Source organism: Paramesorhizobium deserti (assembly GCF_001558695.1).
Taxonomy (GTDB): domain Bacteria; phylum Pseudomonadota; class Alphaproteobacteria; order Rhizobiales; family Rhizobiaceae; genus Paramesorhizobium; species Paramesorhizobium deserti.
The window spans coordinates 79,954-94,451 of record NZ_LNTU01000023.1 but is presented as its reverse complement, the minus strand read 5'-3'; the positions used below and the strand labels follow the sequence as shown (position 1 = coordinate 94,451).

The 14,498-nt window shown below is 55.0% G+C and carries 14 protein-coding genes; 12 read left to right on the top strand and 2 right to left on the bottom strand.

From position 1 onward, the window contains the following. Positions 1 to 23: 23 nt before the first annotated feature. From ATN84_RS13360 to ATN84_RS26190, 4 genes are all read left to right on the top strand, one after another. Positions 24 to 1,787, top strand: a complete 1,764-nt coding sequence (locus ATN84_RS13360; RefSeq protein WP_153020235.1) for a hypothetical protein — start codon at positions 24 to 26, stop codon at positions 1,785 to 1,787. A gap of 25 nt (positions 1,788 to 1,812) precedes the next feature. Further along, entirely contained in the window at positions 1,813 to 3,318 is a 1,506-nt protein-coding gene (locus ATN84_RS26195; protein WP_082766283.1) for a glycosyltransferase family 4 protein, read from the top strand. Between the two features lie 15 nt (positions 3,319 to 3,333). After that, complete coding sequence (locus tag ATN84_RS13350) at positions 3,334 to 4,956, top strand: glycosyltransferase (RefSeq protein ID WP_082766282.1); 1,623 nt, start codon at positions 3,334 to 3,336, stop codon at positions 4,954 to 4,956. Positions 4,957 to 5,081: 125 nt separating this feature from the next. Then, on the top strand, positions 5,082 to 5,732 hold the full coding sequence (locus ATN84_RS26190) for a methyltransferase domain-containing protein (protein WP_082766281.1): 651 nt from the start codon (positions 5,082 to 5,084) through the stop codon (positions 5,730 to 5,732). A gap of 38 nt (positions 5,733 to 5,770) precedes the next feature. Here the strand turns inward: ATN84_RS26190 and ATN84_RS13335 are convergent, their stop codons facing one another. Continuing rightward, positions 5,771 to 6,514: an ABC transporter ATP-binding protein gene (locus ATN84_RS13335; protein ID WP_068882141.1), complete on the bottom strand. Its 744-nt coding sequence runs from the start codon at positions 6,512 to 6,514 to the stop codon at positions 5,771 to 5,773. Continuing rightward, on the bottom strand, positions 6,514 to 7,299 hold the full coding sequence (locus tag ATN84_RS13330) for an ABC transporter permease (RefSeq protein ID WP_068882140.1): 786 nt from the start codon (positions 7,297 to 7,299) through the stop codon (positions 6,514 to 6,516). The genes ATN84_RS13335 and ATN84_RS13330 overlap by 1 nt, the downstream gene beginning before the upstream one ends. 210 nt (positions 7,300 to 7,509) lie before the next feature. Between ATN84_RS13330 and ATN84_RS13325 the strand changes: the two genes are divergently transcribed. The 8 genes from ATN84_RS13325 to ATN84_RS13290 all read left to right on the top strand — a co-directional run bounded on the left by ATN84_RS13325 (position 7,510) and on the right by ATN84_RS13290 (position 14,495). Further along, positions 7,510 to 8,022: a hypothetical protein gene (locus ATN84_RS13325; protein WP_068882139.1), complete on the top strand. Its 513-nt coding sequence runs from the start codon at positions 7,510 to 7,512 to the stop codon at positions 8,020 to 8,022. A 334-nt stretch (positions 8,023 to 8,356) separates the two neighbouring features. Then, a complete protein-coding gene (locus tag ATN84_RS13320) occupies positions 8,357 to 9,538 on the top strand; it encodes an acyltransferase family protein (protein WP_068882138.1) in 1,182 nt (393 codons plus the stop codon). Positions 9,539 to 9,937: 399 nt separating this feature from the next. After that, positions 9,938 to 10,537 (top strand): HupE/UreJ family protein, encoded by a 600-nt coding sequence (locus ATN84_RS13315; protein WP_425287411.1) that lies wholly within the window; start codon positions 9,938 to 9,940, stop codon positions 10,535 to 10,537. A 70-nt stretch (positions 10,538 to 10,607) separates the two neighbouring features. Further along, complete coding sequence (locus ATN84_RS13310) at positions 10,608 to 10,910, top strand: urease subunit gamma (protein ID WP_068882136.1); 303 nt, start codon at positions 10,608 to 10,610, stop codon at positions 10,908 to 10,910. Positions 10,911 to 10,920: 10 nt separating this feature from the next. After that, positions 10,921 to 11,412 carry an urease subunit beta gene (locus tag ATN84_RS13305; RefSeq protein WP_068882135.1) on the top strand — a complete coding sequence of 164 codons (492 nt, stop codon included), beginning with the start codon at positions 10,921 to 10,923 and terminating at the stop codon, positions 11,410 to 11,412. A gap of 47 nt (positions 11,413 to 11,459) precedes the next feature. Continuing rightward, the gene (locus tag ATN84_RS13300) at positions 11,460 to 13,181 is read left to right on the top strand and encodes an urease subunit alpha (protein ID WP_068882134.1); all 1,722 of its coding nucleotides are present in this window, start codon (positions 11,460 to 11,462) and stop codon (positions 13,179 to 13,181) included. Between the two features lie 11 nt (positions 13,182 to 13,192). Next, on the top strand, positions 13,193 to 13,801 hold the full coding sequence (locus ATN84_RS13295; protein ID WP_068882133.1) for an urease accessory protein UreE: 609 nt from the start codon (positions 13,193 to 13,195) through the stop codon (positions 13,799 to 13,801). Positions 13,802 to 13,805: 4 nt separating this feature from the next. After that, the gene (locus ATN84_RS13290) at positions 13,806 to 14,495 is read left to right on the top strand and encodes an urease accessory protein UreF (RefSeq protein ID WP_068882132.1); all 690 of its coding nucleotides are present in this window, start codon (positions 13,806 to 13,808) and stop codon (positions 14,493 to 14,495) included. The last annotated feature ends 3 nt before the right edge of the window (positions 14,496 to 14,498 follow it).

Genomic DNA, 14,498 nt, shown 5'->3' with positions numbered 1-14,498 from the left:
GAAACGAGTGGGATGTTTCACCTGTGAAGAAAGCAGCTAAAGCAATCGATCCGCAGCAGCGCATTTGTGTTCTCGTTCTAGGCATGCACCGTTCCGGCACGAGCGCGTTGACCCGGGTGTTGAACCTCGTTGGTTGCGATCTGCCCAAAACCGTGATGCCGGCACATCCCACGAATGAAACGGGGCACTGGGAACCCACCCCGATCGCCCAGCTAAATGATCGGATCCTCACTTCCGCAGGCACCAAGTGGGATGATTGGCTGGAGTTCACTTCTCACCAGCTCAATTCTTCTCAAATAGACAGGTTCCGCGAAGAAGCCATCGCAACGCTCGAACAGGAATTCGGGGATTCGCGCCTGTTCGTCCTCAAGGAACCCCGCATCTGCCGTCTCGCACCATTCTGGATCGAGACCCTTCAGCACGCCGGCATCCGTCCGCTGGTCATAACGCCTGTACGCAATCCGCTCGAAGTCGCGGCTTCGCTACAAAAGCGCAACGGCTTTGACCCTTCCTATGGCCATCTCCTGTGGTTGCGCCATATGCTGGATGCCGAATTCACTTCGCGTGGAGTGTCGCGCTATTTTACCAGTTACGACCGGCTGCTGACTGTGTGGAGCGCGGTCCTCAAAGACGCAGAGAGCACTCTTGAGATTTCCTGGCCACGTATGTCCGGTGAAGCGAGCATGGAAATCGATGCCTTTCTTTCAGAGAGATACCGGCATCACAAGGAAACGCCCGAGCGTGTCCTTGAAAATCCGGCCCTTTCAACATGGCTCCGCGAAACCTTTACGATCTTCGATAGATGGGCGCGAAGCCGCGAACAACCAGAAGATTTTGCTGCGCTCGACCAGCTGCGCGGCGAGCTGAATGCTGCCGCGCCGGCTTTCGCTGATCTGATTGCTCGAGGGCGGGAGGCCGATCTCAAGACCAGAAAGCTAGCCGAAGCAAATGCCCAGCTTTCGCAGATGGAAAACTCTTTAGAGCAACATCGCTACGAGACGAAACGAGCGACGGCGGAGCTAACATCCGCCCGCGAGGAGCTGAATCGCATAACAGTCCACAGAGGCGAAATGGAAAAACTTGCCGAGGGTTTCAAGGAACACACCGAACTCCTTCTTGCCGATCTCCGGGAGAGGCGCAAGTTGGAGAATGCAAGCCATCTCCAATTGAAGGACAGGGAAGAGGCGCTTCTTATTGTGCAGAAGCAGATGGCAGAGGCAACAGAGGCGCTGGTGCTTACACGAACGCAGGCAACGGAAGCCCAGTCGTCAGTCGACGCCCTGCGGAAGGATCTGGCCGCGCAGCGTCAAAGCCACGCCCAGGAAATTGAACGCATGACGCGTGAAACGGCAAAGATACGCAACGAAAACGATAATGAAATCCGCAAACTCAAAGCCGAGATTGAGCGCGCAAAAGCCGAGCGTGACAAATTACAAACGCGGCTGAAGGAGCGTTTCGAAGAGATCACCACGTTGACGCGCCTATTGCAGCAGCACGAGCAGAGAACAAACCGCTTTAGCCAAATTCGACAATTGCCCGGCACCACACGTCGAATTGTAAGGGCAGCCGGAAAGCGGCGCCATTGGGCCAATCTCTGGCACCGCATCCGCTATGCCGGCGCACTCGGACGCCTAGAACGCTCCGGTATTTTCGATGAAAACTGGTATCTGTCGGAAAATCCGGACGTCTCCGCTAGAGGTGTAGACCCGGCGCTACATTATATCCGCTTTGGTGCTGCGGAGGGCCGCCAACCGAGCGCGACAGCGGCACCCGGTCAGCTTGCATGATAAACATTTGATTTGGGGGCTTTGAATGACGAGCGTTAACAACAAGGATGTTGAATTAATTCACGCATCTGGCCTTTTTGATGCCGATTGGTATCTCAAAGAATATCCTGACGTAAAAGCCTTAGGTATAGATCCGATTAAGCATTACCTTTGGTTGGGTTGGAGACTGAAACGAAATCCTTCTCAAAAATTCGATGCTATTACTTACTTCAAGATCCACTCTGACGTTGCGGCTGCAGGTATTAATCCACTTTTACACTACGTAAAGTGGGGTCGCCGCGAAAATCGTGCGTTCGCTCCTATACCGGAGAAGGCAACTGCTCGAATAGCAAATCCCTCAAATGCGAGAATAATCATTTATGAAAGCCATAATTTAAAACTCCAAGGCGCACCCAATAGCTTGTTTGAAATTGCGTACGGCATAAAGAAACGCGGAAAATTTCATCCCATCTCAATGGCACCCCAAATGGGACCGCTGGCCGAAGCCTATCGACACAATAATATAGAGTGTCTAGAACATAAAATATCGCAATTTCGGCTAACCAGTCCGGCAGAACGCGACAAATGGATAAGTAATTTAGCAAACCATTATAAAAACTCAGGTGGAACACTTGCGCATGTTAATACTTTGCAAAACTTTCATTGTATTTTAGCCGCACACAAAGCCGGAATTCCATCAATATGGAATATCCGTGAAAGTGAAGATCCAGAAACCTATTACGATTACTTGCCTAGGGATCTTCGACAGATTGCATACTCATGTTTCTCTAAAGCAAGCGCTGTTGTATTCGTTGCAGAAGCAACTCGTAGCAAATGGCGATCGCGCCTAGATAATGTTGTAGAGAACCTGACAGTATTGAACGGCATTGATATCACGCGCTTGATGCGCTTCGTCTACGGCACGAATCGACCTTCGTTGCGAGCCTCGCTAGGTATAAGTGAAGATGATGTGTTGCTGCTAAGTGTTGGTACTGTTAGCCCAAGAAAAGGGCAACAAGATTTAATAGATTCTCTTAAGCACATTGATGAAACAACAAAACAGAGAACCGTTTTAGCAATAGCCGGCATGAATGAAAGCCAATATTCTCGCAATATCCGCGAGCAACTTGACGATTTGTCAAAACAAGGCTTACGGGTAATTTCTGTCCAAGAATCGGCATCGGAGGCTGAACGGCGGAAAATTGCTGAGCTATACTTGGCCGCAGATGTTTTTGTAATGAATTCACGGATCGAAAGCTATCCAAGAGTGATTTTGGAAGCGATGGAGTTTGGGCTAGCTATTATTTCAACGCCTTGTTTCGGCGTGAAGGAACAACTCGTGGATAAAGAAAGTGGCTTGTTTTATGATGAGGGTGACATCGAAAAACTTCACGACCATCTCCGCCTTCTTTGCAACAAGCCAGAAGAGAGGCGCAGGCTTGGATTAGCAGCGCGAAAGCGTTTGTCTAGCTTGAACTCCTATGATCAGATGCTCGAGGCATATGAAGCCCTCTACGAACGCATATTAGCAGCCCACCAAGCCAATTCCTGATGAAAAGCGCCTGATATGACCCTAACATTCCGAAATCCTAGCAATGCCGTTGCGAACCCGCAGTTATCCATTCTTGTGATTTCTCGAACCGCAGAGAACATGACACGCCTCCTAAAGGCCGTCGCAGAGAACGGAATTGGCGCTTCCTATGAAGTTCTTTGTTCGTGGAACGGTGAAACCGCCGATACCAAAAAGATCGAATGTCCAGACGGTCTCGGTTTTCATCTGGTAGAGCAGAGACCTTACAACTTTGCACGTAATAATAATGCATTAGCCCGATTTGCGCGAGGTGAATATGTATTGTTTCTAAACGATGATGTGATACCCGATCGTGGAGCGATTCATCGAGCGCTGGCGGAAATCGCTAGTCCAGCTGTTGGGATGGTTGGTATCAACCTTCGTTATCTCAATGAAAAGCTGCAACATGCGGGGGTTTTTTTTAATGAGGATGGCTCTCCTTATCACCGCCTAAAGCACCAAGTAAAATGGGACGACCCACGACTTTCAACCGATATGTTTGTCCCAAGTGTCACTGGCGCGTTCATTTTGATGCGAAAGGTGGAATTCGATGCCTTGCGATTCGATGAAAAGTTTAACGTTTGCGGCGAGGATATAGCGCTCAATCTTTCCTATCGTGAGAAGTTCGACAGAGAAATACTTTATGTTTCCAGCGCTACAGCGTTGCATATAGAGAATGCCACACGCAAGAAGACTGGAGAAACCAGAACGCCTCGAGAGGACCTAGAGCGTATCCTGACTTATTCCAAGCGCCTGCACAATGGTCGACCCCTTACTGAGGTGCGCCGTCCGCGTGTACGCATTATCACCGAAAAGCCGGGATGGATCATGCACCGCATGGCTGATGAAATTTCTAAGCACATGGGGGCACAAAATGTCCGTATAAATGAAGATTGGCCAGATGCAGAGATTAATTATTATATCAATTATGGTTACTTCAATGCTAAACCGAAAACTGGCACTACAGTGGCGAATTTTACCCACTATGACCCTGATCATCTTGCAGATAAATTTATTCAAACAGCTCACGAGGTAGACCACTGTGTTGCTATATCGGAAGCTACAGCGGATATCCTCCGCAGTTTCGATGTTCCCGACAGCAAGATAACCATGATTGTAACGGGCGCAGATACTCACTTCCGCCCCATGCTTACAGTAGGTCTCGTTGGACGAACTTACCCTGGGGGTCGTAAGGGCGAAGATATCGTCCAAGCGCTCCTTGAAGATCCTGACATAACGGAAAAGGTAAGGATCGTTGCGACGAAAGAAGGCTGGAACGTGCCGGTCTGGAATCTGGAGTCCGCCGATTTTTATCGGGCTGTGAACTACTTGCTGGTACCAAGTCGTCTCGAAGGAGGCCCGGTCCCATTTATGGAGGCGCTTGCATGCGGAACAATGTCAATTGCGCCTGAGATTGGCGTCATCCCACAATTCCCGCACGTGTCCTATCCTGTTGGTGACGTGACAGCGCTCAAAAAGGTATTGATAGAGTTGGCTGATCAGCACGTCTTACAGCGGCACTTCCTGTCGTCTCGGATGAGGGGCCTCAACTGGAGTGGGTGGGCTATCGAACACGAAAAACTCTTCCGCGAACTCCTTTGGCGGCAATCGTTGACTTGAACTCAATCAAACTGCGCTCCATACCTTTCGACAAGGATAATCGTACAAAAGCCCCCGTCTCTTGAAAGGAATCCCTACCCACTTTGATAATACGGCTAGCTAGTTTTTCAACGAGGGGTACCGATATGAGCATTCGCGACATCGAGAGAAGAAGATTCGGTGATAGAGTCGAGAAGCTCCGGCGTAAAATACAGGTTGGAGCGCGAGGAAGAAAGAACGGCCCTGATTGGATTGCCATTGACAAATTCGATACCGGGCCACTGATCGATGAAAACGTCGATCTTCATGACCTCCCATACGACGACTGTTCGGTTGATTGTTATGTGTGTAATGCGGTTTTGGAACACGTATTCGAGCCACAGCTCGCAATCTTCGAAATGTATCGAACCCTAAAAGTGGGCGGCTTTATCTGGGTCGAAGTGCCGTTTAATCAGTTCTATCACGCCCACCCACATGATTTCCGACGCTGGACCGTCCAAGGGCTGGCTTGGGACATGTATCGTTTCAAGCAACATGGCGCCGGCATAACGGCTAATGCCTCACGTGAAATACGCAATATTGCCAAGACAATGCAGAATGAAAGCACAATTAGCAAAATTTCTGAAACTTCCATTGCTAATTTAGAAAATCTCGTCGAAGACTACTCTGGTTCTGCAAAAATACTTCGCTTATATAGCGGATGCTTTTTTTGGGGCGAGAAAACGGAACACAAAATCGATGAAATTGATCTCGTGTTTATGTCCCGTCTAAGAAGACGCGTTCTCGAAGCTAAGTAATCAGCAGAACCAGCGATTTACCATCTGTTGCTTTCAGTTCAGGAAACTTCCTTCTCCGCTTTCCTCCCAAACCACTCCTCGGCCGGTTGAAACGCTTTCACCCGGCCTTTCTCCAGTTCGAGAATCTTGTTGCAGGTGCGTTTAAGCAGAGCATGATTGTGGCTGGCGAGCACGATGATGCCGGCCTTTTCGGCCAGTTCGTTCATCCGCTTTTTGGCCTTGTCCTGGAAATTGGGGTCGCCCGCGCCGATCCACTCGTCCATCAGGAGGATTTCGGGTTCCAGGCTCGTCGCGACGGAAAAGGCGAGCCGCGCGGCCATGCCCTGGCTATAGGCCTTGAAGGGGATGTCGATGAAATCACCGAGCTCGCTGAATTCGATGATCTCATCCATCCGCTTCTCGATCTCGGCCTGGCTCCAGCCGTTGATCAGCCCGCGCAGCATGATATTACGCCGGCCCGTGGCCTCGCGGCGGAAGCCGAGATTGATGTTGAACAGGGCATCCACGCGACCTTCTATGACGGCGTGCCCCTTCGTTGGCTCGTAGATGCCGTACAGCACCTTGAGGAGCGTCGTCTTGCCGGCGCCGTTGGTTCCTACCAACCCCAGCCGGTCGCCCGCCTCCAATGAGAAATTCACGTCGTCCAGCGCCGTGACGAAGCGAGCCCGTCGCCCGCCATCGATATGACCGCCTGTCGGCACACGATTGTCCCGCGGCGCAAGCGTCAGCTTCTGTCGCAGCCTGTAGGTCAGGCCCAGATGTTCGGCACGGATCGAAATCATTAAAGCACGAATACGATTTGTTTTCGAAATTTGCCAAGCAAAAAGATAGCTGCGACCCAAAGTGCCGCAGCGATGAAAAGGCAGATGACGAATGAGTGGACCGGAACCTGACCTTCCGTGATCGGCAGCCGCACGGTTTCGATGAAATGCGTGAATGGGTTCCAGTGATAAAGCTTGCCGCGAATGTCGTTGCCCGCATGCACCCAGAAGATCGGCGTCAGGAACATGCCGACCCGCATGAGATTGGAGACGATGAACTGCAGGTCGGGAAAGAAGGCGCCCGCAACGGCGCAGACGATGATCGCCGCGGGAATGGTGAGGATGATCTGCACGATACCGAGAAGCGACCAGAGCCAGATTGTAGTCGGCATGGTTCCGGTGATGAGCAGGATCGCCAGGCAGCCGAGCGCCGCATATCCCGTGCGGATCAGCGATTGCATCGTCAGCCGAAGCACATAGACCGACAATGGCAATGTCGTTCCCTGGAGGAAACTCTCTTCGCGGTTGAAGAGCGTGACGCCCAGGATCACGACCTCCTGAAGGAAAAGCCAGACGAGCATTCCGATGGAGACGTAGGCCGGGAAATTGTGCTCGGTCGAGTTCAACCCGAAGATGAGGACAAATGTGCCGACATAGATGAGATAGTTGAGCAGCAGCCAGAGCGGCCCCAGCGCGGTGCGCCGGTGCTGGTCGCCAATATCCTCGCTGGCAAGTGCGATCCACACCCGCCTCATCCTGAGACCGGTGAGGATATCGTCTATCGCGGCGCTGATCGTGCGGCCCATTACGTCCTCTTTTTGAAGTCGCGCGGAGTTAACACATCGAGGCTTAAATGCAAAGACGAAGGGCCAGAACCGCCTTGCAAAGCGAATGCTTCTTCCGGATTGGCGAGGCCATATGCGCGCATCCAGGCATTTCCCGCACGACGCCAGCCGGCATTTGGGAACAATTATGCCACGGTTTCACTTTCTATGTGGAAAGGAAGGCGTTCGTACATGAGCAGGCATATCGCTGCAGTGCTGTTGATGCAATTGGCATGGCTCGGCTGGTCGGGACCGGCCGCAGCGGCACCGCTCGATCGCTTCACCGGCTCTTTTCGTGCTTCGGGGACGGTCGTTGAAGGCCCAAAAGCCACCGCTCATCGGGCGCGGTGCAACTTTGTGGTTGAGCCATCGGGCGCAAACCGCATCGCCTTGCGAGGGACATGCAGCGCCTATCTGGTCTTCACGCGAACGATCAGCGCCGATCTCGCCCTCAGCGGCCGCTCGGGTCGCGTGACCGGCACATATAGTGGCGCTCGTGTCGGCACGGCGCGGCTTTCCGGTAGGATGCGCGGCGGAGCTGTTGAGATGACCGTCAAATGGCCAAAGCCGCTCTATGGGGATACGACCGCCAATATGCGGATCGTCAGCCTCGACCGGAACAGGCTGAAAATCCTCGTGACAGACCGCATCGGCGCGCGAGGACCAACCCGCCAGACAACGGATCTGACGCTGGTGCGCCGCTGACCCTTCACACCCGAACCTTTGCCGTTCCACGCCCGGTAACCGCCGGATATCAAATTTGAACGGCGGACGGAGAGCACGTCCGAAAACAACTGTATCATCCCAAAAATTCCCCGAAACCCTGCCATTGACGGACACGGCCGCCATATGATGGCCCGCTCCAGCCTTGATCGTCCTCATGCGGGGCTCTTGTGCATTGCAGCATCGCGACGTTAAGCTGCTGGCTCCACTCGATTCAAATATTTGGCTGGTTGTCTTTCGAGTTCAGCATTTGTTCGAAAGCCTGTCCCAACGAGACGCAAATATTGGAATTGGACCAGTAGGACGAGGGTTGCCGATGACAGAGCATGATCCCCGAGAAATCAGCATTGGCCACCAGACCCGCATCGAATGTCTAGACGGGCTGCGGGGATTGGCATCCCTCTGGGTGATGATCGGTCATGCGCTCCTGCTGACGGGCTGGCGCTTGCCGGTTCTGTCGGAGCCTGATCTCGGCGTCGATCTCTTCATCATGCTCTCCGGCTTCCTGATGGTGTTTCACTATCAGTTGCGTGCCAGCAAGGAACCATGGGAGCTAACTTCCACCTGGAGACGCTTCTGGATTCGTCGTTACTTCAGGATTGCCCCGCTCTATTATCTCCTCCTGGCCATTGCCCTCGCTCTTGGCCCCTGGCTGTTCGAAGCCAGAATGGTCATCGATCATTTTCTCGGCAGGATTCCGCAGGCGCCATACCGCTTCCTCGACCACAGCCTGACAAACGGGCTGATGCATCTCAGCTTCCTTTTCGGCCTCTCGCCGGACTATGCCTATCGGACGCCGCTGCCGGACTGGAGCATCGGGCTCGAGATGCAGTTTTATGCAGCCTTTCCCTTCATCATGCCTTTGCTGCGGAAAACCGGCTGGTTGAAGGGCGCCCTGCTCACGGCTCTCATTGCAGCCGCGATCTGGTTGATGCTCAAGCTCACCGGAATCCGCTTTCCCATGCCGGCGTTCCTGCCGTTGAAAATGCATATGTTCCTCTGTGGGATGCTGTTGGCGCTTTCCCTTCAGGCCAATAGAACGAAGGCTGTTCTCCACGGCATGGCAGCAACGGCACTTGCCTTGCTGCCGATCGGTGGCGACATGACGATGGCAAAAATGCTGATGCGGGTTCTCCTGGTCACGGTCTTTTTCGCCTTGCTTTATCATCGCCTGCTGGGCGGAAACCTGGCCGCCAGGCTCGAGGCGCTTTCCTCCTTCCTCGGAAACCGCTTTTTCCATTGGCTGGGGGAGTTGTCCTTTGGCGCCTATCTCTGGCATTTCATCTTCTTGCAGCCTATTGCCGCCTATTTCATCGCCGCCTTTGGCGACACGCTCGCGCCGCCCGCGCGCTTTATGGCGGTGACCGTCATCCTGATACCCCTCGTCTACGCGGCCGCCTGTGTGACTTTCCTAGCGGTCGAAAAACCCGGTCAGCGTTTAGCCAAGTATCTGATCGCCAGGAAAAGACCTTGGTTGGCCGGCGAAGCAATACAATGATTGCCATCTGCCCCGGCTACTTGCGTGTGGTGTAATCCGCGGTAATCGGCAGTGTCAGGATGGCCACGCACTGGCGGCAAAGGCAAAAAGCCTTACCGCGGCCCTCCTCTCTCACATACATGAAGAACCAGAACACGGGCGCTGCTTTGGCGAAGCGATGAGCATGCCGGCAGCCAGGCTCGGGATATCACGGAAGAAACTGGAAATTCTCTGCGCTGACACCTCGTATTCAGTATTTTCTTAAGTTGACATAATGAAGCAAAGCAATTCTATGATTTTAAGCGCAAGTTAACTGACGAATCACATGCTATGTGAAATAAGATATTATATTAGGTAGTGTTAATTCTGTATCGCCTGCCAATTCACGCAAGATCATCATTCAGGGGGCTCTCCATGAAATTGAGATCATTGGCAATCCGGTCGATTGCTTCAATCGCCGCAGCATTCACCCCATCCGTTGCCTGGGCTCATGCTGGAACCGGCGCAGCGGCTGATTTTTCTCACGGCTTTCTTCATCCGCTTACAGGTGCCGATCATATGCTCGCCATGATCGCCGTGGGTATTCTCGCCTATCAGATCGGCGGCCGCGCGCTCTGGTTCGTTCCCTTGAGCTTTCTGCTGTTCATGGTCGTCGGCGGCACTCTGGGCGCCACGGGTGTCGACATGCCCCACGTTGAATTGGGCATTGCTCTTTCGGTCGTCATTCTCGGAGCTGCCATCGCGTTCGGCATTGCCGCGCCGCTTCTCGTGACCATGGCAATCGTGGGTATCTTCGCGGTTTTCCATGGTCATGCGCATGGTGCCGAAATGCCGGCAAGCACAAGCGCTCTTGGATATGCGCTCGGCTTCGTCAGCTCGACGGCGCTCCTGCACCTGGCCGGCATCGGCATAGGCATGCTGATCGGTCGGATCGGCGCGCGTCACGAACCGGCTCTGGTTCGCGCTGCCGGCGGGCTGATGACCGTCGCGGGACTGGGCGTTCTCGGCGGCGTGCTCTGATCTTGCTTTCAAGCCAGGCGCAAAGCGCCTGGCCGATCCCATGGATTGAAATCTTGAAGGGGCTTCGTCAATGCACCTCACTCCAAGAGAACTCGACAAGGTTCTGACCTATACCGTGGCCGATATCGCGCTGAAGCGGAAGGCCAAGGGCATCAAGCTCAATCATCCCGAAACCGTGGCCGTGCTGTCCGCCTATGTTCTCGATGGGGCCCGAGAGGGGCGCTCCGTCGAAGATGTGATGAGCGGCGCGCGCTCCGTCTTGACCATCGACGACGTGATGCCCGGCGTCGCCGACCTTATCCCGATGATCCAAATCGAGGCCGTCTTCACCGACGGCAGCCGGCTTGTGACCCTTCACCAGCCAATCCAATAGGAGCAAAGGTATGGCCGGATCAGATAAATCCAAGCGTTCCACCACCGCCAAACCGGCGTCCGCACAGAAAAAAGCGTCTAAATCGAGCCGAGCTCAGCAGCAGGCCCAATCCATACCGGTCGGTGGCTATGATCTCGCGGATAGCCCCATCGAGATCAATGCCGGCCGGCCGCGCGTCACCCTCAAGGTCCGCAACACGGGCGACCGGCCGATACAGGTCGGCTCGCATTTCCATTTCTTTGAGGTCAACAGATATCTTTCCTTCGACCGGAGCGCCGCCTTCGGCATGCGGCTCGACATTCCCGCCAACACGGCAATCCGCTTCGAACCGGGGGACGAGAAAGACGTCACCGTTGTACCATTCGGAGGCAAGCGCTTCGCCTATGGCTTCAACAATCTCGTCGACGGCTGGACCGGCGAAGGCTCCGAGCCGAACTACCGGCCGAATTTCGCCAGCGCCGTGGAGCTCGCACGCAAGCGAGGCTTCAAGACCACGTCATGAATTGTGCCGGGTGTGGATCGCCATGCCAAACGTGAGGACGAGAAGCAATGACCCAGATATCCCGCCGCCAATATGCTGATCTCTACGGCCCCACGGTGGGCGACAAGATTCGCCTGGCCGATACCGATCTCTATGTCGAGATCGAGCAGGATCTGCGAGCCGTCTATGGTGACGAGCTGCAATATGGCGGCGGCAAGACCCTGCGCGACGGCATGGGCTCCGACAGCCTCCTGACCCAGGAGGCTGGCTGCCTCGACCTCGTCATCACCAATGTGACGATCCTCGAACCTATGCTGGGTGTGGTGAAGGCCGATGTCGGTATCAGGAACGGCCGCATCGTCGGCATCGGAAAAGCCGGCAATCCCAGCACCATGGATGGTGTTACCCCTGGTCTGACGACGGGCGGATCCACCGACGCCATTTCCGGTGAGCATCTGATCCTGACGGCGGGCGGCATGGATACCCATGTCCACTTCATTTCCCCGCAGCAAACCTATGCGGCTCTCAGCAACGGTATCACAACGCTTTGGGGCGGCGGGATCGGTCCCGCCGACGGCTCGAACGGCGTGACCTCGGTCAATGGTCCGTGGAACATGGAGATGATGCTGCGGGCCATCGAGAATATCCCCATCAATGTCGGCTTCTGCGGCAAGGGCAATTCGACGGGCACCGCACCACTCGTCGAGCAGCTGAAGGCGGGCGCCGCCGGCTTCAAGGTCCACGAGGATTACGGAACCACCCCGGCTACGATCCGCTCCTGCCTCACCATCGCCGATGAATACGACGTCTCCGTCGCCATTCATACGGATACGCTCAACGAGGCCGGTTACGTCGAAGATACGATCGCGGCTTTCGACGGGCGGACCATCCATACATTCCACAGCGAGGGCGCCGGCGGTGGCCATGCGCCAGATCTTCTGAAGGTCGTCGGCCAGAGGAACGTCCTGCCCAGTTCGACGAACCCGACGCTGCCGGCCGGCGTCAATTCCGTGGCGGAACTTTTCGACATGATCATGGTCTGTCATAACCTCAATCCGAAGATCCCTTCCGATGTGGCTTTTGCCGAAAGCCGCGTCCGCGGCGAGACGATTGTTGCCGAAAGCGTTCTCCATGATATGGGGGCGATTTCCATCATCGGCAGCGACTCGCAGGCCATGGGCCGTATCGGAGAGAATTTCCTCCGCGCCTTTCAGACCGCCGACGCGATGAAGCGTGCCCGGGGCAAGCTCCCGGAGGACGCACCCGGCAACGACAATTTCCGTGTGCTGCGCTATCTGGCCAAGGTAACGATCAATCCGGCGATCACAGCCGGACTTTCGCATGTGATCGGTTCCATCGAGCCCGGAAAAGTGGCCGATCTCGTCCTTTGGTCGCCGGCCTTCTTCGGCGCCAAACCGAAGATGGTGATCAAGGGCGGCATGATCGTCTGGGCCAATATGGGCGATCCCAATGCCTCGCTGCCCACTCCGCAGCCCATGTACTATCGCCCGATGTTCGGCGCATACGGAACGGCCCTGCCGAAGACCTGCATCAGCTTTGTCTCCCGCGCCGCATATGATGCCGGCGTGAAGGAGAAGTACGAGCTCAACCGCATGGTCATTCCGGTCGAAAACACGCGGGTGCTTGGTAAGGAGCACATGGTGCGCAACGCTTACCTGCCAAAGATCGACGTCAATCCGCAGACCTTCGCCGTCACCGTGGACGGCGTCCACGCCACGGTCGATCCGCCAAAGACCATTGCGCTCAACCAATTGTATTTCTTCAGCTGATGGGGTGATGAATGATCCTGATAGAACAGGTTCTCGGCAATACCAAAGAGGTTCTCTGGAAACAGAAGCTGGATTCAGCTCGCATCGACTGGCTCGTTCTCGATCAATGGGAAGCCCAGAAGAACCGCCTGCGCAAACGCACGAGTGGCGATCTCGAGGTTGCGATTTCGCTTGACCGCAATACGCACCTGCATGACGGCGATATTCTGATATGGGACGAGGCCGGATCATGCGCCGTCGTCGTTAAAACGGAGCTGAAGTCGGTCATGGTGATCGATCTCGGCAATGTCGCGACGCAATCACCGGAAATCATCCTTCGCACATGCTTCGAGCTCGGCCATGCGCTCGGAAACCAGCACTGGCCGGCAGTGGTCAAGGGCAGCAAGGTTTTTGTTCCGCTGACAATCGACCAGAAGGTCATGAGCTCGGTCATGCGGACCCATGATTTCTCGGGCATCACGTTTGAATTCGTGCCCGGTGAGGATGTCATCCCCTATCTTGCACCGCACGAGTCACGTCGGCTGTTCGGCGGGGCCGAACCGGCTTCCCACGCCCACGCCGATCACGGCCATATGCATACCCGCGCCCACGGCCACGGCCACAGCCACAGTCATAGTTAGCGCCATGAGCGATCTCACCAGGTTGCTGCAGCTCCTCCAGTTTTCCGACTCGGCATTGCCTGTCGGTGCCTTCACCTTTTCCAACGGGCTTGAATCGGCGATCCAGAAGGGCGCTGTCCATGATGCCGCCTCGCTGCGGGAATTCGTTTTCACGGCGGTCAGGCAGGCAGCCACCCTGGACGGTATCGCGCTTCTGACGGCGCATCGGGCCGCCCAGGCAGCGGACGTTCGGTCGATCGTCGCCACGGATCACGCTGCTTATCAGCGAAGGCTCAATGAAGAGATGCGAACGATGACGGTTCGCATGGGCAAAAAGCTCGGCGAACTCGGCGAACATCTTGTCGGGACAGGCCTGCTGGCTGACTGGAACGCGATGATCCGCAGCGGCGCCACGCCTGGCACTTTCCCTATCGGCTTCGCGTTGGTGACGAGCGGGTTTGGCATCGACGCCCGCCAGGCCTTCGCAGCCCATCAATATGGCGTCGCATCCATGATCCTCGGCGCGGCGCTCCGGCTGATGCGTATCACCTTTCTCGAAACGCAGGCGATCCTGTTGGAGGTGAACGCAGCCATCGAGGAAATCTACGAGGAGATTCACACCGATACGCTGGACGACATGAGAAGTTTTGCGCCAGTCGCCGACATTCTGGCCGCGGTGCACCTGAAGGCGCATCTGCGCATGTTCATGAACTGAGGA